At 60.0% G+C, this 20,842-nt stretch carries 23 protein-coding genes and 1 tRNA gene; 13 read left to right on the forward strand and 11 right to left on the reverse strand.

Going from position 1 to position 20,842, the window contains the following annotated elements:
* Positions 1–53: 53 nt before the first annotated feature.
* Positions 54–1,175, forward strand: a complete 1,122-nt coding sequence (gene dinB, locus AC0V6V_RS05960; RefSeq protein WP_486166055.1) for a DNA polymerase IV — start codon at positions 54–56, stop codon at positions 1,173–1,175.
* Here the strand turns inward: dinB and AC0V6V_RS05965 are convergent.
* From AC0V6V_RS05965 to AC0V6V_RS05980, 4 genes are all read right to left on the reverse strand, one after another.
* On the reverse strand, positions 1,172–1,669 hold the full coding sequence (locus AC0V6V_RS05965) for an NUDIX domain-containing protein (protein WP_486164528.1): 498 nt from the start codon (positions 1,667–1,669) through the stop codon (positions 1,172–1,174). The genes dinB and AC0V6V_RS05965 overlap by 4 nt on opposite strands.
* Positions 1,666–2,304: a 6-phosphogluconolactonase gene (locus AC0V6V_RS05970; protein WP_486164529.1), complete on the reverse strand. Its 639-nt coding sequence runs from the start codon at positions 2,302–2,304 to the stop codon at positions 1,666–1,668. Before AC0V6V_RS05970 ends, AC0V6V_RS05965 begins: the two co-directional genes overlap by 4 nt.
* A gap of 126 nt (positions 2,305–2,430) precedes the next feature.
* Positions 2,431–2,892: a Dps family protein gene (locus AC0V6V_RS05975; protein WP_486164530.1), complete on the reverse strand. Its 462-nt coding sequence runs from the start codon at positions 2,890–2,892 to the stop codon at positions 2,431–2,433.
* Between the two features lie 131 nt (positions 2,893–3,023).
* Positions 3,024–3,587 (reverse strand): hypothetical protein, encoded by a 564-nt coding sequence (locus tag AC0V6V_RS05980; protein WP_486164531.1) that lies wholly within the window; start codon positions 3,585–3,587, stop codon positions 3,024–3,026.
* Positions 3,588–3,705: 118 nt separating this feature from the next.
* Here AC0V6V_RS05980 and AC0V6V_RS05985 point away from each other — a divergent pair, with 118 nt between their 5' ends.
* A complete protein-coding gene (locus AC0V6V_RS05985; RefSeq protein ID WP_486164532.1) occupies positions 3,706–4,464 on the forward strand; it encodes an enoyl-CoA hydratase-related protein in 759 nt (252 codons plus the stop codon).
* Between the two features lie 88 nt (positions 4,465–4,552).
* Here the strand turns inward: AC0V6V_RS05985 and AC0V6V_RS05990 are convergent, their stop codons facing one another.
* Positions 4,553–4,666: an enoyl-CoA hydratase gene (locus AC0V6V_RS05990; RefSeq protein WP_486164533.1), complete on the reverse strand. Its 114-nt coding sequence runs from the start codon at positions 4,664–4,666 to the stop codon at positions 4,553–4,555.
* A 476-nt stretch (positions 4,667–5,142) separates the two neighbouring features.
* On the opposite strand from AC0V6V_RS05990, the gene nfsB reads away from it, so the two are divergent.
* Positions 5,143–5,835 (forward strand): oxygen-insensitive NAD(P)H nitroreductase, encoded by a 693-nt coding sequence (gene nfsB / locus AC0V6V_RS05995; RefSeq protein ID WP_486164534.1) that lies wholly within the window; start codon positions 5,143–5,145, stop codon positions 5,833–5,835.
* Between the two features lie 10 nt (positions 5,836–5,845).
* On the opposite strand, the gene AC0V6V_RS06000 is transcribed toward nfsB, so the two are convergent.
* Both AC0V6V_RS06000 and AC0V6V_RS06005 read right to left on the reverse strand, forming a co-directional pair.
* Positions 5,846–5,919, reverse strand: a tRNA-Gly gene (locus AC0V6V_RS06000).
* Positions 5,920–5,983: 64 nt separating this feature from the next.
* The gene (locus tag AC0V6V_RS06005) at positions 5,984–6,691 is read right to left on the reverse strand and encodes a hypothetical protein (protein WP_486164535.1); all 708 of its coding nucleotides are present in this window, start codon (positions 6,689–6,691) and stop codon (positions 5,984–5,986) included.
* 161 nt (positions 6,692–6,852) lie between these two features.
* On the opposite strand from AC0V6V_RS06005, the gene AC0V6V_RS06010 reads away from it, so the two are divergent.
* Genes AC0V6V_RS06010 through AC0V6V_RS06025 form a run of 4 tightly spaced genes read left to right on the forward strand, consistent with a single transcriptional unit; the run spans position 6,853 to position 10,205 of the window.
* Positions 6,853–8,349, forward strand: a complete 1,497-nt coding sequence (locus AC0V6V_RS06010; RefSeq protein ID WP_486164536.1) for a CoA-acylating methylmalonate-semialdehyde dehydrogenase — start codon at positions 6,853–6,855, stop codon at positions 8,347–8,349.
* A 4-nt stretch (positions 8,350–8,353) separates the two neighbouring features.
* A complete protein-coding gene (locus AC0V6V_RS06015; protein ID WP_486166246.1) occupies positions 8,354–8,824 on the forward strand; it encodes a hypothetical protein in 471 nt (156 codons plus the stop codon).
* Positions 8,825–8,832: 8 nt separating this feature from the next.
* Entirely contained in the window at positions 8,833–9,822 is a 990-nt protein-coding gene (locus AC0V6V_RS06020; RefSeq protein ID WP_486164538.1) for a polysaccharide deacetylase family protein, read from the forward strand.
* A complete protein-coding gene (locus AC0V6V_RS06025; protein WP_486164539.1) occupies positions 9,822–10,205 on the forward strand; it encodes a RidA family protein in 384 nt (127 codons plus the stop codon). The genes AC0V6V_RS06020 and AC0V6V_RS06025 overlap by 1 nt, the downstream gene beginning before the upstream one ends.
* Before the next feature lie 69 nt (positions 10,206–10,274).
* Here the strand turns inward: AC0V6V_RS06025 and AC0V6V_RS06030 are convergent, their stop codons facing one another.
* Positions 10,275–10,667, reverse strand: a complete 393-nt coding sequence (locus AC0V6V_RS06030) for a hypothetical protein (protein WP_486164540.1) — start codon at positions 10,665–10,667, stop codon at positions 10,275–10,277.
* 113 nt (positions 10,668–10,780) lie between these two features.
* Here AC0V6V_RS06030 and AC0V6V_RS06035 point away from each other — a divergent pair, with 113 nt between their 5' ends.
* The 4 genes from AC0V6V_RS06035 to mmsB all read left to right on the forward strand — a co-directional run bounded on the left by AC0V6V_RS06035 (position 10,781) and on the right by mmsB (position 14,896).
* The gene (locus tag AC0V6V_RS06035) at positions 10,781–11,926 is read left to right on the forward strand and encodes an acyl-CoA dehydrogenase family protein (RefSeq protein ID WP_486164541.1); all 1,146 of its coding nucleotides are present in this window, start codon (positions 10,781–10,783) and stop codon (positions 11,924–11,926) included.
* Between the two features lie 28 nt (positions 11,927–11,954).
* Positions 11,955–13,025, forward strand: a complete 1,071-nt coding sequence (locus AC0V6V_RS06040; protein ID WP_486164542.1) for an enoyl-CoA hydratase/isomerase family protein — start codon at positions 11,955–11,957, stop codon at positions 13,023–13,025.
* Positions 13,022–13,816, forward strand: a complete 795-nt coding sequence (locus AC0V6V_RS06045; protein WP_486164543.1) for an enoyl-CoA hydratase-related protein — start codon at positions 13,022–13,024, stop codon at positions 13,814–13,816. The genes AC0V6V_RS06040 and AC0V6V_RS06045 overlap by 4 nt, the downstream gene beginning before the upstream one ends.
* Positions 13,817–14,014: 198 nt before the next feature.
* Positions 14,015–14,896 carry a 3-hydroxyisobutyrate dehydrogenase gene (gene mmsB / locus AC0V6V_RS06050; RefSeq protein WP_486164544.1) on the forward strand — a complete coding sequence of 294 codons (882 nt, stop codon included), beginning with the start codon at positions 14,015–14,017 and terminating at the stop codon, positions 14,894–14,896.
* Here mmsB and AC0V6V_RS06055 read toward each other — a convergent pair.
* Positions 14,871–15,608: an Nmad3 family putative nucleotide modification protein gene (locus AC0V6V_RS06055; RefSeq protein ID WP_486166247.1), complete on the reverse strand. Its 738-nt coding sequence runs from the start codon at positions 15,606–15,608 to the stop codon at positions 14,871–14,873. The genes mmsB and AC0V6V_RS06055 overlap by 26 nt on opposite strands.
* 90 nt (positions 15,609–15,698) lie before the next feature.
* On the opposite strand from AC0V6V_RS06055, the gene AC0V6V_RS06060 reads away from it, so the two are divergent.
* Together AC0V6V_RS06060 and AC0V6V_RS06065 are read left to right on the forward strand one after the other, a co-directional pair.
* A complete protein-coding gene (locus AC0V6V_RS06060; protein ID WP_486164546.1) occupies positions 15,699–16,505 on the forward strand; it encodes an NTP transferase domain-containing protein in 807 nt (268 codons plus the stop codon).
* A gap of 18 nt (positions 16,506–16,523) precedes the next feature.
* Complete coding sequence (locus tag AC0V6V_RS06065; protein ID WP_486164547.1) at positions 16,524–17,813, forward strand: lipopolysaccharide biosynthesis protein; 1,290 nt, start codon at positions 16,524–16,526, stop codon at positions 17,811–17,813.
* Between the two features lie 10 nt (positions 17,814–17,823).
* Here the strand turns inward: AC0V6V_RS06065 and gcvPB are convergent, their stop codons facing one another.
* Positions 17,824–19,395 carry an aminomethyl-transferring glycine dehydrogenase subunit GcvPB gene (gene gcvPB, locus AC0V6V_RS06070; protein WP_486164548.1) on the reverse strand — a complete coding sequence of 524 codons (1,572 nt, stop codon included), beginning with the start codon at positions 19,393–19,395 and terminating at the stop codon, positions 17,824–17,826.
* Entirely contained in the window at positions 19,392–20,756 is a 1,365-nt protein-coding gene (gene gcvPA, locus AC0V6V_RS06075; protein ID WP_486164549.1) for an aminomethyl-transferring glycine dehydrogenase subunit GcvPA, read from the reverse strand. Before gcvPA ends, gcvPB begins: the two co-directional genes overlap by 4 nt.
* Between the last annotated feature and the right edge of the window lie 86 nt (positions 20,757–20,842).

Here is a 20,842-nt window from a genome sequence, read left to right on the forward strand (position 1 = left end):
TGTTGAGGATTGCGAAGGTTTCGCTTGCCCAAGTGATCCCCTATTACAGCGCGATGGAAGACAGCGCAGGAAGCGGCGGGGAAAGCGACGAGGCAATTGGCCTGCGCAAGATCATCCATGTCGATATGGATGCGTTCTTTGCCAGCGTTGAACAGCGCGATCACCCTGAGCTGCGCGGAAAGCCAGTGGCGGTGGGCGGCTCTGGCGGGCGCGGCGTGGTCGCAGCCGCCAGCTATGAAGCGCGCAAGTTTGGCGTGCGCAGCGCCATGCCATCGGTCACGGCCAAGCGCCTGTGCCCCGATCTCATCTTCGTGCGCCACCGCTTTGATGCGTACAAAGAGGCCAGCCGGACGATCCGCAAAGTGTTTGAGCATCACACGCCGCATGTCGAACCGCTCAGCCTGGATGAGGCCTATCTGGATGTGACCGAGGACCGGCTCGGCATAGGCTCGGCCACCCGCATCGCTCAGCTGATCCGGCAAGAGATCAAGGCCAAGACCGCGCTGACCGCGAGCGCGGGTATTTCATACAACAAGTTCCTCGCCAAGATTGCGAGTGATCAGAACAAGCCCGATGGCATGTGCGTGATCCGGCCAGGCGAAGGCGCGGACTTTGTCGCTGGCCTACCGATCCGCCGGTTTCATGGGGTCGGGCCAAAGGCGGAGGAGAAAATGAAGCGTTTCGGCATTGCGACCGGGGCGGATTTGGCCGCGAAAGACATCACATTTCTGCGCGAGAATTTCGGCAGCTTTGCCGATTATCTCTACCGCGCCGCGCGCGGCATCGACCTGCGGCCTGTGCGCGCTCACCGGGAACGCAAGTCTGTCGGCGGAGAGCGGACTTTCAGCGAGGACATCTCCAGCGGTGCGCAATTGCGCGAGACCCTGGCCAATATTACCGACATTGTGTGGGAGCGGATTGAGAACGCCAAGGCGCGCGGACGCACGGTAACCCTGAAAATGAAATACACCGATTTTCAGTCGATGACGCGCTCGAAATCTTTGCCTGATTGGGTCGCGAGTAGAGAAGAGTTTGCAGAGGTTGGCAGGGAGCTGCTCGATGAGGCTTTGCCATTGAGGTTGCCGATCCGCCTGATGGGGCTGACCTTGTCCAATCTGGAAGGCGTAGAAGACAAATCGCCGCCCAAAGACACCGCGCAATTGTCGCTGCTTTAGCCAGCGTCAGTGCGACCAGCACCCTTCTGTGCGCGCCAGAACTCGAGGCGTGTGCGGGTTCGTTCGTTCAGCGGCTCTGGCAACGAATGCAACGGGAAGAACCGCGCCTCCAGCACCTCGCGCTGGTCCGGCTGCGGGCGGTCGTCGCAAATCGCAGCGAACAGATAGGCCGTATGCGGCGCGCCTGACATCACCTCTTCGATTGTGCCGATGAGGGTGACGGAGTTGAGCTTCAGCCCCAGCTCCTCATGCACCTCGCGCAGCGCCGCTTCGCTTGCGTCTTCGCTCTTGCCCAGCCCTCCGCCGGGCAGCGCCCAACCTTGCGGGCCGTAACTGTGCCGCAGCAGCAGCAAATTGCCATTAAAGTCGGTGATGATGACCGAGCAGCCCGCCAAAGGCTGCTTCGTCAAACCGCGCCAGCGATGCCGCACCTTGTGCGCCAGCGGCAGCGCTGCCCGGTGGAGCGCCGCAGGTATCAGTCCGGTCAGCTTCATGCGAAGCAGGTTAGCGCCTGCTCGCCCGCTGCGCCAATCAAACGCGCAACCGGCAGGTCGTGCTCACCGGCAAGGGCTGCCTCAAACACGGCGCGCTTGTCCGCCGAACCGCCGAGCGTGAACATCACCTGCCCGCTGTTGAGCAAAGCTGGAATGGTCAGCGTGATCCGATCAAACGGAGCCTCTGGCGGGAGTGGATCAGGAGTCAGACGGCGTATAAGCTGCGCGTCGTCGACCTGCGGATCAGTGTTCGGGAACAGCGAAGCGATATGACCATCCGCTCCCATACCCAGCCACGCCAGCGCAAAATGCGGCGGTTCCTGCGCATCTGGCAAAGCAACGACCTGGGCACTAACCGGCTCAAAAATGTTGCGCAATTTGCCGGTGTTGGAGGCCGCATGGTCCTCCGCCACGATCCGGTCGTCATTGGGCCACACGATAATGCGCGACCAATCGAGCGGATGGCGAACCAACGCCTCGAATATCGGAAACGGGGTCGAGCCGCCCGGCACGGTGATAGCAATCGCCAGGTCGCCCGCACCATTAAGGGTTGAGGCGAGCGCATCGCTAAGCTGCGCGGCGACAAATTCCGCGATGGCCTCAGCCGTGGCGTCTTCAATGATCTGTGCTTTCATAACGCCCGCATAGCAAAAGGGCCGCTCCCGGCTAGCGGAAACGGCCCATCGCATATGTATTCTCATGCAATCTCGTGCTGAATAACGTCTGCTCCAAAAATGACGCCAGCACGTTATCGCAAAAGACTACCCTAAGATCGAATTGAGGAACCAGACGCGCTCTTCGGCCATGTCGGTCCAATCGTCGATCAGTCCGTCGGTCGCGTTGTCACCTGCCTGCTCGGCGGTGTCCTTCATTGATTTCAGACGCTCGACCATTGCTGCGTTGTCATCGCGCAGTTCGGTGATCATGTCCTCGGCGGTCAGCGTGGTGCTGTCCTGATTTTTGACCTGTGTGTGCTGCGCAATCATCCCGACCGATGTGATCGTGTCGCCGCCCAATTTCCGGGCGCGCTCACCGATAGCGTCAATTTGGTCGCGGATTTCGATGGCCTGTTCGTCGAACAACATGTGGAGGTCGCGGAAACGTGGTCCCTTCACGTGCCAGTGGAAGTTCTTCGTCTTTACATAGAGTGCGAAGTGGTCGGCCAGCAGGCCGTTGATTGCTGCTACCATTGCGGTTTTCGAATTGCTGTTTGGGTCGAGCATGGGGGGCTCTCCTGTTCTCGTGTTGGGCGCCTGAATATGTTCGCGGCGCGTCGAAAAGTTACACCTAAACAATGGTTAGGGTGCGCAATCGGTTCCGAGAATATCCAAATTGCAGTAATCGTTTGGGTCGATCACAGGAATGTGAAACGAGCGTTCAAACCAATCACCAAAGCCGCAACAATCAAACAAAGGGCCAATGCAAACCGGAGGGTGCGCAGCGGAAATCGCTGCAATTGACACAAACCCAATGTCCAACCGAGCCCAATCGCGGCAATCCCGCCTATCGCCCCGCCGATGAAAGCTGTGGTCGGATAGACTGCCTCCGCCGCGAGCGCGAAGATCGCAAAGCGCGCCGCATCCCCGATTTGGCGCGCTAGCAAAACCGCTCCAATCGCGATGTAGGAACGGGTCGGCTCCTTCATCGGTTTGACTTTCACCCGCCAGCACAGCTCGAACGCGGCAATGGCAAGCGCGAAGGCAACCAACATATCGGCCGCGCGCGGGGGCAGGATTGCGGCCATGGTCGACCCGGCATAAGCCATCACGCCTGCGCTCATCACGGCGCAGGCGCCGCCCGCGATCAGCAATCCGATATTGCGCTCCTGCACTTCAGAAAACTGCGCGATGATCAACTGATCACGTCCGCCCAGCGCAATCGCAAACACCAGCAGCATGGCAAAGAGAAACGAGTCCATCACCCCGCCCTAGCCATGCCGCTGCGGTTTCGCCAGCGAGTGTTATGTCGCTCAGGCTTGCGAGCGCGCAGAACCTGCGCCAAGGACAATCGCGAAACCGCATTCAGGAAACGACCCAATGACCGACCATATCCGCATTGAAACCGCCGAGCGTTTGACGACGGTGTCCTTCAACCGCCCGGAAAAGAAGAACGCGATCACGCAGGATATGTATCAGGCGATGGCTGATGCGGTGAACGATTACGCCAGCGACGACGGCGTGCGCGCTTTGATGTTCACCGGAATTGGCGATTACTTCACCTCGGGCAATGATTTACAAGATTTCGCGATGGGCCCGCGCGGCGATGGGCTGCCGCCGGTTGTGCAATTTCTCCATGCGATCAAGGATTGTCCAAAGCCGCTGATTGCTGCGGTCAATGGCCCCGCGATTGGCGTTGGCCTGACGCTGACGCTGCACTGCGATCTGGTCTATTGCGCGACCTCGGCGACGTTTGCCGCTCCATTCGTAAAGCTGGGGCTGGTGCCAGAGGCGGCGTCTTCGATGCTGCTGCCAGCGATCATCGGCATGGCGGCGGCGAACGATGTGTTCATGACCGGGCGCACGCTGACGTCTGAAGAGTCGCTACGCATGGGGCTGGTCTCACGCGTGTTTGAGGATGATATGTTTGCGGCGGAAACCCAAACGCTGGCGCAATTGGTTTCCAATGCTGCGCCGAATGCGATGCGGCATTCGAAAGCGCTGGTGCGCACTCAGAACGAGGCGATCACCGAATGTATGAATATCGAAGGTGAGATTTTCGCGGCGCAATTGAAATCGAGTGAATTCGGCGAAAGCGTGGCCGCGATGATGGCGAAACGTCCGGCGGTTTACCCGTAAACTGCGCTTCTTTGCCGCCCAGTCTCCAATATTGAGACCGGGCGCTTGCTTAAGGCCTTATCGGCCCGGGATCATGCGAACAGGCGTCTTAAGCGAAAAGGCCGGGGCTGGCTGGAACGATCGCGCCTGCGAACAGAACGGCTGAGATGGCGACGGAGAGGACGGCTGCGAGGATCGTGGTGTTGTTGGCGTCGGCGTACATGATTGAATTCCTTTGAATGAGTTGGCGCTGTTAAGCGAAGAGAGCAGGGCTGGCTGGGATGATCGCGGTGGCGAACAGAGCGGCAGAAATTGTCAGCGAGAATACGGCTGCGAGGACGGCGTTGTTGGTTTCGGTAGCGAACATTTTGTAGTCTCCTTTGGGTCTGTTTCGTATCTGGCGGGGCGATCCCGCTGGATGAAAACAACATTGCAGGAGCCGTGCCAAACTTAAAAAACGGCAGAGTTCTGCGGATCTCAGACATTAAGATGAACCGCAGATAAATGCGAATTGCGCATGATTGGGAAATCGCGCCAACAGTTGGGATTGGTGATTGATCAGGCGATCCGCATAGCTGCGCGAGGGCAAAATCTCGCTCGGCGCGCTGCGTGCTGGAACCAGCCGCAACCTCTACAAGTTACTGTCAGGAACACCGCCGCAGGCAGCGGTGGACGCAAATCTTGGAGACCAAATCGACAATGGCAAAAGCAGCACTTACCCCGCTCGCTCAAGCATCAACAATTCTGGAAGCAGCCAAGGCGCGCTATACCACTAAGGAATATGACGCGAGCCGCCCAATCTCTAGTGAGGACTTGGCAAAGGTTCGCGAATTGCTGCAGTTCAGCCCGTCGAGCACCAACGCTCAGCCTTGGCATTTCATTCTGGCAACCACGCCGGAGGGTAAGAAGCGCGTCGCCAAAGGCACTGAAGGCCCCTACGATTTCAACACGCCAAAGATCATGGACGCAGGCGCAGCCGTGGTGTTTGCATCGCGCACCGAGCTGAGCGATGAGTTTCTCGCCCGCATTCTCGAGGTGGAGGACGAGGATGGACGCTTTGCGTCAGACCCAGACGCGCTGGCCAAGCAGACCGACGATGTCCGCAAGATGTTCATCAATATGAACCGCGATGCTGGCAAGCTCGCAGAATGGAACGCCAGGCAGACCTATCTGAACATCGGCCAGTTTATGCTCGGCGCCGCCGCCATTGGATTGGATACGACGCCCATGGAGGGCATTGATTGCGATGCACTCGATGAGGAATTTGGCTTTGCAGAAAAGGGCCTGCGCAGCTTGTGCATCGTTTCGCTCGGCTACCACGCCGAGAGCGACTTTAACGCCGCTCTGCCGAAATCGCGGCTGCCGTTAGGCGAAATCATAACCGAGATTTGATCGATTGCGCTGGAGCGGGTGAAGGGAATCGAACCCTCGTCGTCAGCTTGGGAAGCTGCTGCTCTACCATTGAGCTACACCCGCATTGAGCGCCGCGCGGTAAACACCAGGATCACCGGGCCGTCAACATGCGTGCACGCTGCGAAGGCTAGGCCCTCGCGGCCTGCTTTCGGTTCACTTGCACAGTGAAGTAGATGATTAGCCCTACGCCGATCACGCTCGGCCCGGCCCAGATTGCGGGGTTGAACACTTGATCGGGCACCAGGCGGATCAGACCGACCGAAAGAAACGCGGTGTAGGCGGAAATTCCCATGCCGATCAGCGCGCGAAAATGCTCGCCAACGTAATCGCCGCGCGCGGTCTCTTTGCGCCAGACAAACCGCTCTTGCAGCACCATGGCGACCAGCCCCACCGCCGCGACCAGGACCATCAGCGGGTGGCCAACGCGAAAGCCGAAATATCCGCACCACAGGGCCGACACGACCACCGCCGCCATCACCGCTTGATAACGCAGGCCCCTGAGCGGCGCGCGATCGCGGTTGTGCTGCACGGTCGCGAGGCCATAATCCGCAAAGCCTATCGTCAGGAAACCGAGATAGAGCATCATCCAGCCAAACAGGCCCGCGAACAGCTCCCGGTCGGTAATAGAAGGTATCCGCTGCTCTGAGCCATAAAGCGACAGCAGCGCCATTGCGATTGCGAGAGCGCCCGCTCCGATAAAGCCATAGCAAGCGATGCGGCCCCATTTGCGATGCGGGCGGGCCCCCTTGCGCGCGGCAATCGGCACCCAAAAGGCCACCAGGCCAATCGTACCGGCGATGACGTGCACCACCACAAGGGCGTCGAACAGATGCATTGCGCAATATGGGTGCACAAAATTTCACAAAGGCACAACCGCAAGACAGATCGTGTCGCAATCTGGGGCCGAGAATTCCCAGCAGTTTTGTGAGGCGTGCTAAGCTTGCGCGGCGCGCGGCGAGCTGCAATTGATCGGTCAATAGAGGAGCATCCAACCCCATGCGTCAGATTGATCACTTCATGGTTGGCGGACCAAACACCGCTGCCGCTCGTAAGCACCAAGTGTGGAACCCATCAACCGGCGAGATTCAGGCCGAAGTTGTGCTGGGCGATGCAGCGCTGCTCGAAAAAGCCGTGGCGACCGCGAAGGAAGTGCAGCCAGGATGGGCGGCGACCAATCCGCAAAAGCGCGCCCGCGTGATGTTCAAGTTCAAAGAGCTGATCGAGGCGAATATGCAGGAGCTGGCAGAGCTGTTGTCCTCCGAACACGGCAAGGTGATCGACGATGCCAAGGGTGATGTTCAGCGCGGGCTGGAAGTGATCGAGTTTGCCTGCGGCATTCCGCAGGTCTTGAAGGGCGAATACACCCAGGGCGCGGGGCCAGGCATTGATGTCTATTCCATGCGTCAGCCGCTGGGCATTGGCGCAGGCATCACCCCGTTCAACTTTCCCGCGATGATCCCGATGTGGATGTTCGGTATGGCCATCGCGGTTGGCAATGCATTTATCCTAAAGCCGTCGGAGCGCGATCCATCTGTGCCGGTTCGCCTCGCGGAATTGTTCGTTGAGGCCGGCGCGCCAGAGGGTCTGCTGCAAGTCGTGCACGGCGACAAAGAAATGGTCGATGCAATCCTAGACCACGAAGATATCAGCGCGGTAAGCTTTGTCGGCAGCAGCGACATTGCGCATTACGTCTACAAACGCGGCGTTGCCGCCGGTAAGCGCGTGCAGGCCATGGGCGGCGCGAAGAACCACGGCATTGTGATGCCGGATGCGGACCTTGATCAGGTCGTGAATGACCTATCGGGCGCGGCCTTTGGCTCAGCCGGGGAACGCTGCATGGCGCTGCCTGTGGTTGTGCCAGTGGGCGAAGACACTGCCGAACGCCTAAAAGAGAAGCTGATCCCAGCGATCCATGCGCTTAACATTGGCGTCTCGAACGATCCTGATGCACATTACGGCCCGGTTGTGACGCCAGAGCACAAGGCGCGGGTCGAGGGCTGGATCGACACGGCGGAGCGCGAAGGCGGCGAAATCGTGGTCGATGGCCGCGGGTTTACTTTGCAGGGCCATGAGAAAGGCTTCTTCATTGGCCCCACCCTGATCGACCGGGTCACGCCGCAAATGGAAAGCTATCAGGAAGAGATCTTCGGCCCCGTGCTGCAGATCGTGCGGGCCAATGATTTTGAAGAGGCTGTGCGCCTGCCGAGCGACCACCAATATGGCAATGGCGTCGCGATCTTCACCCGCAATGGCCACGCCGCGCGCGAATTCGCGAGCCGTGTGAATGTCGGGATGGTTGGTATCAACGTGCCAATCCCCGTGCCCGTTAGCTATCACAGTTTTGGCGGGTGGAAACGCTCTGGCTTTGGCGACACAGACCAATACGGAATGGAGGGGCTGAAATTCTGGACGAAGGTCAAGAAAGTCACCCAGCGCTGGCCCGATGGCTCGCCTGATGGTGGGAACGCCTTTGTCATTCCAACCATGGGGTAAGCTGATGCGACTGCTGATTGGATCCATTGCTGTGGTTCTGACGTCCTGCTCGCCAGCGGACCAGAGCGCGGAGGAAAGCATGGCGGCGGACGGCGAAGCGCCCGCTGCGCCTATTGCTGCATCGCCTGAGCCAGCAGCCGCATCGGAAGCGCCCACGCCTCCGCCGGTCGCGGCAATCCCAGAGCAATTTCGCGGCGCTTGGGATTATATCGAGGGCAGCTGCGCGCCTGACTTCGACCTTCGCCTCGAAGTCACCGCCAGCGATCTGATGTTCTACGAAAGCGTCGGCGAGGTGGAGAGCGTCGAGGTGGAGAACGCCAACCAAGTGGTGGTTGAGCTGTCTATGTCTGGCGAAGGCGAGAGCTGGACAGAGCGAACGCGGCTGACGCTAACCGATGGCGGCGATATTCTGACGCCCGTTGATGCGGACGGCGAGCAAGCGGGCACGCCGATGCCGCGCAAGCGGTGCGAATGACGGTGAGCATGGCCCAGATCGTGAAGGCGAGCCTTCTGGCTCTCTTGGGCATATTGCTCGCCAATTGTGCGAGCCCGAACGCAGCGCAGGAAGCGCCCGAAGCGCAAGCGATCGGCGACAAACGGATTGCGCTGACATTTGATGACACGCCGCGTCATCCCGGCGCGTTTTTCCATGAAGACGAACGTACTGAGCGATTGATCACACAATTGCGCAAGGCAGGTGTTGCTCAGGCGGCGTTCTTCCTCAACCCAGCCAAGATTGCTGAGCGGCCCGGCGCGGAAAAGCGCATCGCCGCCTATGTTGCCGCGGGGCACGTGATCGCCAATCATACGGCGGGGCACCCGCGCCTCTCGCAAACTGAAACCTCCGCGTACATTGCAGAGATCGACCTTGCGGGCGCATGGCTCAAGGACCGGCCCGGCTACCGCCCTTGGTTCCGCTATCCCTATCTCGACGAGGGCCGCGATGATGTGGCCAAGCGCGACGCCGTGCGCGCGGCGTTGAAAACGCGCGGGCTGCTTAATGCCAGCCCGACGGTAGACGCCTCAGACTGGTTTACCGACAACGAATTGAACCGCGCCAAGCGCAGCGGCGAACCCTTCGATTTGGCAGCGGCGGGTCGGATTTTCGTGGAGAGCCACGTTGAGGCCGCCGAGTTCTATGACCGCCTTGCCCGCGAGACCTATGGCCGCCCGATTGCTCACAACATGCTGCTGCATGAAACCGGCCTATCGGCAATGTTCATTGGCGATTTGGTCAACGCGCTGAAGGCAAAGGGTTGGACTATTATCACCGCCGACGAAGCCTTCGCCGATCCCGCGTTTCTCGCTGCACCCGATGTCCCATCCGCGCAAGGCACGTTGGTGGAGCTCGCCGCATGGCACAAGGGGATCGGGTCACAGCGCTGGTATCCGGGCAATGACACGGCCAAGCTTGGCGAGAGGTTCAATCGCGAAGTTCTGGGCACAGGCGAATTGCAACAGGAAACCCCATAATGACGCGTCAACGCACGTCCTCCGGCTCACCTTTCGAAGCACAGTTCGGCTTTTGCCGCGCGGTTAGAGAAGGCAATCGCATCGTCGTCGCAGGCACCGGCCCGATTGAGGACAACGGCGAGACAACGCCAGGTGGGGCCGCGCAGCAGGCCGAGCGCTGTCTCACCCTCATCGTGAAAGCGATAGAGGATTTGGGCGGCAGCGCGAGCGATGTTGTGCGCACCCGGATGCTGCTGACCGATCCCGCCGATCAAAGCGCGGTTGGCGAGGTGCACGCGCGCTTCTTCGGCGCGAACCCACCGGCCGCAACCATGGCCGGTGTCGCGTGGCTGTGCCGTGAGGAATGGAAGGTCGAGATCGAAGCTGAGGCTGTTATTGATTGATGGGTTTCAGACGCCAGCGCTGAAACGGCCTAAAGGATGGATGAAGCGGCTGGCTTGGTTCTAGTAAGACTAAGCTGCCTCATCTTTAGTCCGGCGCGACAAAGCCAGCTCCAGCGCCGCGATCAGCTCTGCCACATGGGTCATCTCGTCCAATTGCTCTGGCCCTAGCAGCAGCTCAGGTTGGCCCTCGTCTTCACGGATAAAAAGGGCGGGGAGTGCAAATTCATGTGCCGGATAGTCAGCGGCGAAATCATCGCGGTGGTGAAACACCTTCTCCATGTCCAGCCCATCGAGGAATTTTCGCCAAACCTTGCGCATCGACACGGTGCCATACGTTACCGCGCATAGAGAGCACGGATAGGTCGCGGGAAAGACGGATTTGTGCACCGCATGGACCAACGCATTCAGGATGCCGCCATCGGCATTGTACACGATCAACAGCTTAGGCTTTGTCTGGGTCATACCGATAGTTACGTGCCGGCGAGCAAATAGTTACAAAAAATTGCATGGGCTCACAAAAATTCGCAGCCGATCACGCCTTTTCTCGCGCCCTTAAGCGGGGTAGGAGATGACCCATGACTGGACAATTTCAACTCTCCGAAGATCAACTCGCCATCCAAGAAATGGCGCAGCGTTTCACCGCCGATAACATCACGCCGTTTGCTGGCGAATGGGACGAGAAACATCACTTCCCCAAAGACGTTATCAAGAGCACCGCAGAGCTGGGCTTTGGCGCGATCTATGTCTCAGAAGAAAGCGGCGGCATCGGGCTTGGCCGGCTTGAGGCGGCGCTGATCATGGAGGCGATGGCATACGGTTGCCCCACCACCAGCGCGTTCATCTCGATCCACAATATGGCCGCCTGGATGATTGATGAATTCGGCGGGCAGGAGTTGAAAGAACGCTACCTCCCCGATCTCGTCACGATGGACACAATCGCCAGCTATTGCCTGACAGAACCGGGCAGCGGATCAGACGCTTCCGCGCTCAAAACCAATGCGAAGCTGGACGGCGACCACTACGTCCTCAACGGCACGAAGCAGTTTATTTCCGGCGGCGGCGTCAACGATATCTATGTCACCATGGTACGCACGGGTGAGCACAAGACCAAAGGCATCACCTGCCTGGTCATCGATAAAGACACGCCGGGCGTCAGCTTCGGCGCGCCTGAGAAGAAGCTCGGCTGGAATGCCTCCCCCACCGCTCAGGTCATCTTCGAAGACGCGCGCATCCCCGTCGCGAACCGGGTCGGCGATGAAGGCGAAGGCTTCCGCTTTGCCATGATGGGGCTCGACGGCGGACGCCTGAACATTGGCGCATGTTCACTTGGCGGAGCGCAGCGCTGTCTCGATGAGGCGATTGCCTACACCAAGGATCGCAAGCAATTCGATACGCCGATTGCCGATTTTCAAAACACGCAGTTCATGCTGGCTGACATGGCGACCGATCTGGAGGCCGCGCGCGCGCTGCTTTATCTGGCGGCGGCCAAGGTCACCGACAATGCGCCGGACAAGTCGCGCTTTTCCGCGATGGCCAAACGGCTGGCGACCGACAATGGCAGCAAAGTCGTCAACGATGCGCTGCAATTGTTCGGCGGCTACGGCTATCTCAAGGATTACCCGATTGAACGGTTCTGGCGCGATCTGCGCGTGCATTCGATCCTCGAAGGCACCAATCAAGTGATGCGCATGATCGTTGGCCGCGATCTGCTGCGCCAATAGATCCAATTTCGCGTTTAGAAAGTTGCTAATGACTCAAGACGTCCTCACCCGCAAAACCGGCGCTGTCGGCCATATTTCACTGAACCGGCCCAAGGCGCTGCACGCGCTAACGCTGGAGATGTGCCACGCGATCAGCGCTGCTCTGTCCGAGTGGGCCAATGATGACACGGTTGAGGCGGTTATCCTCGACCACGTAGAGGGCACACGCGGGTTTTGCGCGGGCGGCGATATCGCGTTCCTGCGGGATTCTGCGCTGAATGATGGCGGCGCATCGGGCCGCAAGTTCTTTCACGACGAATATCAGCTCAACCATCAGATGTTCACCTATGCAAAGCCGATTGTGGCCTTCATGGACGGCATCACGATGGGCGGCGGAGTCGGTATTTCTCAGCCTGCGAAATTCCGCGTGGCGACCGAAAACACCCGCTTTGCCATGCCCGAAACCGGCATTGGCCTTTTCCCTGATGTGGGCGGCGGCTGGTATCTTTCTCGGCTTGGCGGGCGGATCGGCCAATTCCTTGCGCTCACCGGCGCGCGGCTCGACGGCGCAGAATGCGTATGGACCGGACTTGCGACGCATTACGTGCCGAGCGACATGCTTGAAGACCTGAAAGCGCGTATCATTGAGCGGCCAGGACGGATCGCGGGCATTCTGTCTGAACCTGTGGGCACGCCGCCCGATGCGCGGATTGAGAAGAACGCCCTGCGCATTGCCAAGCATTTCGCCAGCGACAGCTATGAAGAGATCCTCGCCAGCTTAGAGGCAGAGATCGAGACCGATGAGAATGGCGGCGCGGATTGGGCCGCGAAAGAGCGCGATACTCTGGGCACCAAGAGCCCGCAGACCTGCAAAGTGGCGCTGCGGCAATTGGCGGACAGCGCGGGCCTGACCGATTTTGCTGACAATATGCGGATGGAATATCGCATCGCATCGCGCGTGCTGACCCGGCCCGACTTTGCCGAGGGCGTTCGCGCGGTGATCACCGATAAAACCAATGATCCCAAATGGGATCCGGCGACCCCGCAAGAGGTCAGCGATGAATTGATTGAGAGCATCTTTGCTCCCCTCCCCGAAAACGAGGAATGGAAACCCCTATGAGCTACGAAACCATCACCGTCGAAACCAATGCGCAGGGCAACACCGGCGTCACGCTGATGACGCTCAACCGGCCTAAGGCGCTGAATGCGCTCAATTCGGTGGTGCTCGCAGAATTGACTGAGGCGTTCGCAGCCTATCAGGCCGATGACAGCCAGCTGTGCGCGGTGCTTACCGGTTCTGGCGAGAAGGCGTTCGCTGCTGGCGCAGACATCAAGGAAATGTCGGACAAGGCGGCGGCTGATTTCTATCTCGACGATTTCTTTTCGCCTTGGACATCCGAGATCGTGAAAAAGACCCGCAAGCCGTGGATCGCGGCGGTTAACGGCTTTGCGCTGGGCGGCGGGTGCGAACTGGCGATGATGGCCGACTTCATCATTGCGTCCGACAATGCGAAGTTTGGCCAGCCTGAGATTAAGCTCGGCGTGGCTCCCGGCATGGGCGGATCGCAGCGCCTCACCCGCGCCATCGGCAAGTCAAAGAGCATGGAAATGTGCCTGACGGGCCGGATGATGAGCGCGGAAGAAGCCGAACGCGCGAACCTGATCGTTCGGGTCGTGCCTCAGGCGGACCTGCTGGCCGATGCGCTGAAATCCGCAAGCACCATCGCGAGCATGCCGCCAATGGCCGCGATCGCGAATAAGGAAATGGTCAACGCCGCGTTTGAAATGACGCTTGATCAGGGCCTGATTATTGAGCGCCGCATCTTCCAAATCCTCACCGCGAGCGAGGACAAGGCCGAGGGCATGGCCGCCTTTATCGAAAAGCGTGAGGGCGTGTGGAAGGGGCGCTGATCGCAGCTCTCGCTCTACTGTTCGGAGGGCTCGGAACGAGTGTAATTGCGATCTGGCAAATGAGACAGCCCAGCGAGAACCAGCTTTGGGCAATCAGCAATTCGTTCGAAGGCTGGATCTACGGAATTGGCGGCGTCGTAGCGGCCGCATTGGGTGGGTTGCTCCTTTTTGATCAACTCGCATGAGGGAGAGAGAAACATGAAAATCGCCTTTATCGGCCTCGGCAACATGGGCGGCGGGATGGCCGCGAACCTGGTGAAGGCGGGCCATGATGTGCGGGCCTTTGACCTTAGCGAAGCCGCATTGGCCGCTGCAAAAGACGCGGGCTGCAAGGCCTTCACCAGCGCGTCTGAAGCCTGTGCCGGTGCCGAGGCGGTTGTTTCCATGCTTCCCAATGGCGCCATCGTGAAATCGGTTTTCACCGCAGATGTGATCGCCACAGCGCCCGCTGGCGCGGTTTTCCTAGATTGCTCAACTATCGATGTTGCGACGGCTCGCGAAGTGATCGGACTCGCCACAGAGGCCGGTTATGACATGGTCGATGCGCCCGTATCGGGCGGGATTGCCGCGGCGAATGGCGGCACGCTGACCTTTATGGTCGGCGGTACAAAGGCCGCGTTTGACCGCGCAGAGCCGATCCTTTCCGCGATGGGCAAAGCCGTGATCCACGCAGGCGATGCCGGCAATGGTCAGGCGGCAAAAATCTGCAACAACATGCTGCTCGCCGTGCATATGGCGGGCACATGCGAGGCCTTTGCGATGGCTGAAAAGCTTGGGTTAAACCCACAAACCTTCTACGATATTTCCTCGGTTTCATCGGGCCAAAACTGGTCGATGACCAGCTATTGCCCGGTCCCCGGCGTCGGCCCGCAAAGCCCGTCTGACAATGATTATGAAGGCGGTTTTGCCACGGCATTGATGCTGAAGGATTTGCGCCTCGCAATGGATGCGGCAGACACTTCGGATAGCGCGGTTCCCATGGGCTCACGCGCGGCTGCGCTTTATGAAGATTTCGACGGCGCGGGCAATGGCAGCAAAGATTTCTCGGCCATTATCAAGACCTATTTATCTCAGCGATAACCCGCTCCAGCCATTCGCGCGGGGCCTGCCTACGCCCGATGTCGGCGACGAATTCCTGACCGCGCGCAACGCTTTGCAATTGGCCGCGCTTGGCCCAGCGCGATGGCCGGTCGTGATAGGATAGGCCGCCGCGTTTTAGCCATTTGGGCCTTCTCCAAACGCTAGGCGAAGCGCCGGTGAGCGTCAGTCGCAGTGCATCGCTCGCATGGTTTGCCATGCGGCCTTCCCCGCGCCAAATCACATCGTTGGAGCCGTGCATCGCGAGAGCATGGGGATGCCCCTCGTCAGCAAATTCGCTTGGGACGCTTTCAGTCAGCGCCACCATCTCTTCTGCGCGCAAATATCCAAAAATTCGGTGGTGAGGATCGCCTCGTGTGCCGTCTGCGTGCTCTTCACGAAACAGGCCGAAGAACACGAACACATCGCCCAGGCCAACGCCCTGCCGCTCCAGATGGGTTTGCGCCGCGCCGCATTGGCCGAACCAGCATGTGCCATCCTGCCGAAACATCGGATCGTGATGGCACAGATCGTCTGCGCCGAGCTTCCCCTTGCTCGCCGCAAAGACCAGATCCCCCAGCCCCAAATCGCCATAGCGCGTTTGGCTCGCCGCGCCCGCCGGGATAGGCAGACTGATCGGGCGACCATCCACTATCGGCGAAGGACCACCGCCCGCCGCGCTGTCAAACCCTTTGCGAGAGAAGATAATCCGCATGCGCTGATCCATGGCGCGCAAACCGGTGTTGCACAACACTCATCGCACACCACTTTGCGCAGCCCCCCGATTAGCGCTAAAGGCGCGGGCATGGACGGATCAATCAAAGCAACTGCTCTCATCATGGCCGGCAAACGCTCCGGTGTGCTCGACCCCTTGGCCCAGCGCGCTGGTGTCGCACAAAAATGCGTCGTCCCGGTCAATGGCACACCCATGGTCGCGCGCGTCGTCGAACAGGTCGCCGCTTGCGAGCGAGTGGGCAAAATTCGCATCGTCGCGCATGAGCCGGACGAAATCGCTGCTCAGCCCGTGGTCGCAAAGCTGATCGAAGAAGGCCGTCTGAGCTTTGCAGAAGGCAAGTTCAACATTGTCGACAGCGTGTTTTCAGGTGCGGAGGGCGTGGAGTTTCCCATGCTCATCACCACCGCTGACAATTGCCTGGTCACGCCCGAAGGCTATGCCGAATTCATCGACAAGGCTTTGGCCGAAAACGCTGGCGCCGCCGCTGGGCTGGCGCGCAAGGAAGATGTGCAGGCCGCCGATCCCGAAGGCCAATCGAAGTTCTATCAGTTTAAGGACGGCGGATATTCGAATTGCAACATGTATTGGATGGGCGGTGCGGAGGCATTGAAAGCCGCAGAGATCATGCGCGAAGGCGGGCAGTTTGTGAAATTCCCGCGCCGCATCATCAAGGCGTTCGGCTTTATGAACCTGATCCGGTTCCGCATGGGCTGGGGCTCAAAAGAGAAATTGTTCGCGCAAATCTCACGCCGGTTTGGGCTGAAGATGGTGCCGATTGTTCTGTCGAGGGGCCAATACGCCATCGACGTCGATAATGAGCGGACCTTTGAAGTGACCGAGCGGCTGTTGGCCAAGACCGAAGGCAAACGCGGCTAAGCATACGGACACGCCGCCATGAAGCGCCTCTTCAAAAACATCGGTTGGCTCCTCGGAGGGCGCGGCTTTAACGCAGCGATGAGCCTGCTCTATCTCTACCTCGCGACGCACACGCTGGGGATTGAGAGCTTCGGCCATTTCGCGATCATTGTCGCTTTGGGCCAGACGGTCACGGGCCTTGCCAATTTCCAGACCTGGCAATTCATCATCCGCTGGGGCGCAAACGGTGACGGCCCGGGAGAGGCGACCGGCTTTGCCATCGCGCTTGATCTGCTGTCGGTGGTGATGGGCGCGGTGATCGCGGCCTTTGTGGTGTGGACGGCGCAGATATGGCTGCCGCTGCCGAACGAGCTGCTGTGGCTGACCTTTGGCTATTGCATCGTCTCGCTGCTATCGATCCGCACCACGCCCACGGGCCTGCTGCGGCTGAGATTTGAATTTGCCACGGCAACCGGCGCAGAGGCAGTCCAGCCCGCGATCCGCGCGGCAGGCGCGGTGCTCGCTTGGTTGTTCATGCCCAATGTCGCTGGGTTTATAATGGCTTGGGCCGCGGCGGAGGTCGCCGTGGCGATCACGCTATGGATCGTCGCCACCCGCAAAGAGCCGATTGATTTTTCAAAGGTCAGCTTGACCGAACTTCCCAAAAAGCACCGCGATGCATGGCGCTTTGTCTGGTCGACCAACATGTCGGGCAGCCTAACGATTGCGGGCAAGCAGGTGATCATTCTACTGGTCGGCACATTCGGCGGGGCGGCGCTCGCGGGCGGCTTCCGCGTCGCGGCTCAACTGGGTCAGGCGCTCGTCACACTCGCGCAAACCATATCGAAAGCGATCTTGCCAGAGCTCGTGCATGACAAGGAAAACGCGGTTGAGATCGCGCGGCGCATGGCCAATATCGCGGTTGTTGCCGGCGGGCTAGCAGTGGGCATGGCGCTGCTGTTTGGCCGTTGGGGCCTCGCGACCATCGCGGAGGATGACTTCTCCGGTTTCTACTGGGCGATGGTGATCCTATCCATCGCAGGCGCGGTGGAGCTGGTCGGGGCCAGTCTGGAGTCGCTGCTGGTTTCCGCTGGTAAGGCGCACACCGCATTTTTCGTGCGCGCGGTGCCGACCATACTCGCGCTGCTCCTGCTCAGCACAGCGATCGAATGGGACGGCGCGAAAGGCGCGGCTTTTGCCATGCTCGGATCAAGCTCGCTTGCCGTGCTTGGCTTCTTCGTGGTGGTGCTGAACCTGCGTGAGATCAAAATCGCGGTCGCGCCGGATGGCGAGGCGGAGCTTAATAAGCCCGATCGCCCCGCCCTTTAGGTCCTACCGCTTAAGCTGACGACTCCGGATCCTGCCATGCCAGCTTCGGCTTGCGCGCAGCCTGCGTCTCATCCAGCCTGCGGCGCGGCGCATAATACGGCGCTTGCTTCATCGTCTCATCACCAGCCAGCGCGCGCTCTGTCACGCTGCGGAACGCGGTGATGAACTGATCAATGCTCGCCTTGCTTTCGGTCTCAGTCGGCTCGACCAGCATCGCGCCATGCACCACCAGCGGGAAGTACACGGTCATCGGGTGATAGCCCTCGTCGATCAGCGCTTTCGCCAGATCGAGCGTTGAAAGGCCGCCACCGAAATCCTTATCGCCAAACAGCGCCTCGTGCATGCACGGCCCGCTGTCTGCGAATGGAGCATGCAGGATGTCTTCCAGACTGCGCAGCACGTAGTTTGCATTGAGCACCGCGTCTTCGGAGACTTGCTTCAGACCGTCGGCCCCGTGGCTCAGCATATAGGTGAGCGCGCGGGTGAACATACCCATCTGGCCGTGGAACGCGGTCATCCGGCCAAAGCTTTGCCCGCGATGCTTGCGGCCCTCTTCTTCGACCAGCTCATAGCTGTCGTCAGCGGTTTTGCGCACTACCGGCAGCGGGGCAAAGTCCTTCAGCGCTTCTGAGAACACCACCGGGCCAGAGCCGGGGCCGCCGCCGCCATGCGGGGTAGAGAAGGTCTTGTGCAGATTGATGTGCATCGCATCCACGCCAAGGTCGCCCGGGCGCACCCGGCCGACAATCGCGTTGAAATTCGCGCCGTCGCAATAGACATATCCGCCCACGGCATGAACCGCATCGGCAATCTCGCGGAAATCCTTTTCGAACAATCCGCAAGTGTTGGGATTGGTGATCATCACCGCCGCCACATCAGGCGCGAGCCGGGCCTTGATCGCCTCCAGATCGACGCGGCCTTCCGGGGTGGCGGGAATATCCTCCACCTTGTAGCCCGCAAAGGCCGCGGTCGCTGGGTTGGTGCCATGCGCGCTTTCCGGCACCAGCACGACTTGGCGTGCATCGCCGCGCGCAGTGTGCGCGGCGCGGATTGCCAGAATACCGCACAGCTCACCATGCGCGCCCGCTTTCGGGCTCATCGCGACGCCGGGCATGCCGGTCAGCTTCATCAGCCAATCGCCCAGTTCGTGGATCACTTGCAGCGCGCCCTGCACCGATTGCTGCGGCGCGAGCGGGTGAATATCGGCAAAGCCGGGGAGCCGCGCGACTTTCTCGTTGAGACGCGGATTGTGCTTCATCGTGCAACTGCCAAGGGGGAAGAAGCCCAGATCAATACCGTAGTTTTGGCGGCTAAGCCGGGTGTAATGGCGGACCGTCTCTGGCTCAGTCAGGCCAACGAGGCCAATCGAATCACTGCGCTCAAACCCGCCGAGGCGATTGGGCGCATCAGGATCAATCTCGGGCAGATCAACGCCGGTCGTCTCCGCATGGCCAATCTCAAAGATCAGCGGCTCTTCGAGCATCAAAGCGCGATTGCCGGTCGTCGTCGACGGGCCATTGTGCAGGCCGTCTTCGCTCACTTGCATCTCAGGCTTCCAGCCAGATTTGTTAGGCGCGTTCATGACAGCACTCCTTCCAGCTCTTTCGCCAGTGTTTCGATATCTTCCTCTGTCGTCGTCTCGGTCACGGCGACCAGCAGAGCATCCTCCAGCCCCGCAACGCCGGGATAGAGCCGGTCGAGCGATACGCCGCCCAGAACGCCGCGATCAGCCAAGCTGCGCACAACGCCGCGCGCGGGCTTTCCGCCAAGTTGCAGGGTGAATTCGTTGAAGAAGGCGCTGTTGAGCAGGCTCACACCGGGGATTTGCTCCAGCCGGTCCGCCGCAATGCAGGCCAAGCGGTGGTTCTCTGCCGCCAGTTCGCGCAGGCCCTTTTCGCCGAGCAAGGTCATGTGAACATTGAACGCCAGCGCGCACAGGCCGGAATTGGTGCAGATGTTGGAGGTCGCCTTTTCGCGGCGAATATGCTGCTCGCGCGTAGAGAGCGTCAGCACGAAGCCGCGCTTGCCCTCCGCATCCGTGGTCTCACCGCACAGCCGGCCCGGCATTTGCCGCACATGCTTGGGATCGCGCACTGCGAACAGGCCAAGGTAAGGCCCGCCAAATTGCAAGCCGACGCCGATAGACTGCCCCTCGCCCACAACGATGTCCGCGCCCATCTCGCCCGGCGATTTGATCGCGCCCAGCGCCACCGGCTCCGTGTTCACCACCACCAGCAAAGCGCCCTTTGCGTGCGCAGCATCGGCCAGTTCAGTGAGGTCAGGGATGCGCCCGAGGATATCGGGATATTGCACCACAACGCAGGCGGTGTCGTCATCGATCCGGCTGATCAGGCCAGCGTTGTCTGGCTCGGTTTGAATGGCGGGCATGGCATCGGCGATGGTGTCGCCGGTAAACTGCGCCATGGTTTTGACCACTTGGCTGTAATGCGGGTGCAGCGCGCCAGATAGCACCGCGCGGTGGCGGCGAGTGACACGGCCGGCCATTGCCACCGCTTCCCAGCATGCGGTGGAACCATCATACATCGAGGCATTGGCGACCGCGCAGCCATAGAGCCGCGCGACCTGGCTCTGAAATTCGAACAGCATTTGCAGCGTGCCCTGAGCGATCTCAGGCTGATACGGCGTGTAGGCGGTCAGGAACTCGCCGCGCTGGATCACCGTATCGACGCTGGCGGGAACATGATGGCGATACGCCCCTGCGCCCAGAAAGAATGGCGCATCGCCTGCCGTCAAATTCTTGTTCGCGCGCGCTTTCATATGCCGTTCAACCGCCATTTCAGAGGCATGCATCGGCAGCTCGCGGATCGGGCCATCAAGCTGCGCCACGGCGGGCACATCGACAAACAGATCATCAATCGAATTGGCACCAATTTTCGCCAGCATATCGGCGCGATCAGTGTCGGTGAGAGGCAGGTAACGCATTGTTTTTCACTTTCGTCATTCCAGCGAAAGCTGGAATCTAGAGCGGCATTTTTTTGGCTTGGCAGCCTTGAGGTCCCAGCTTTCGC

The organism is Erythrobacter sp. S249, from assembly GCF_057364975.1.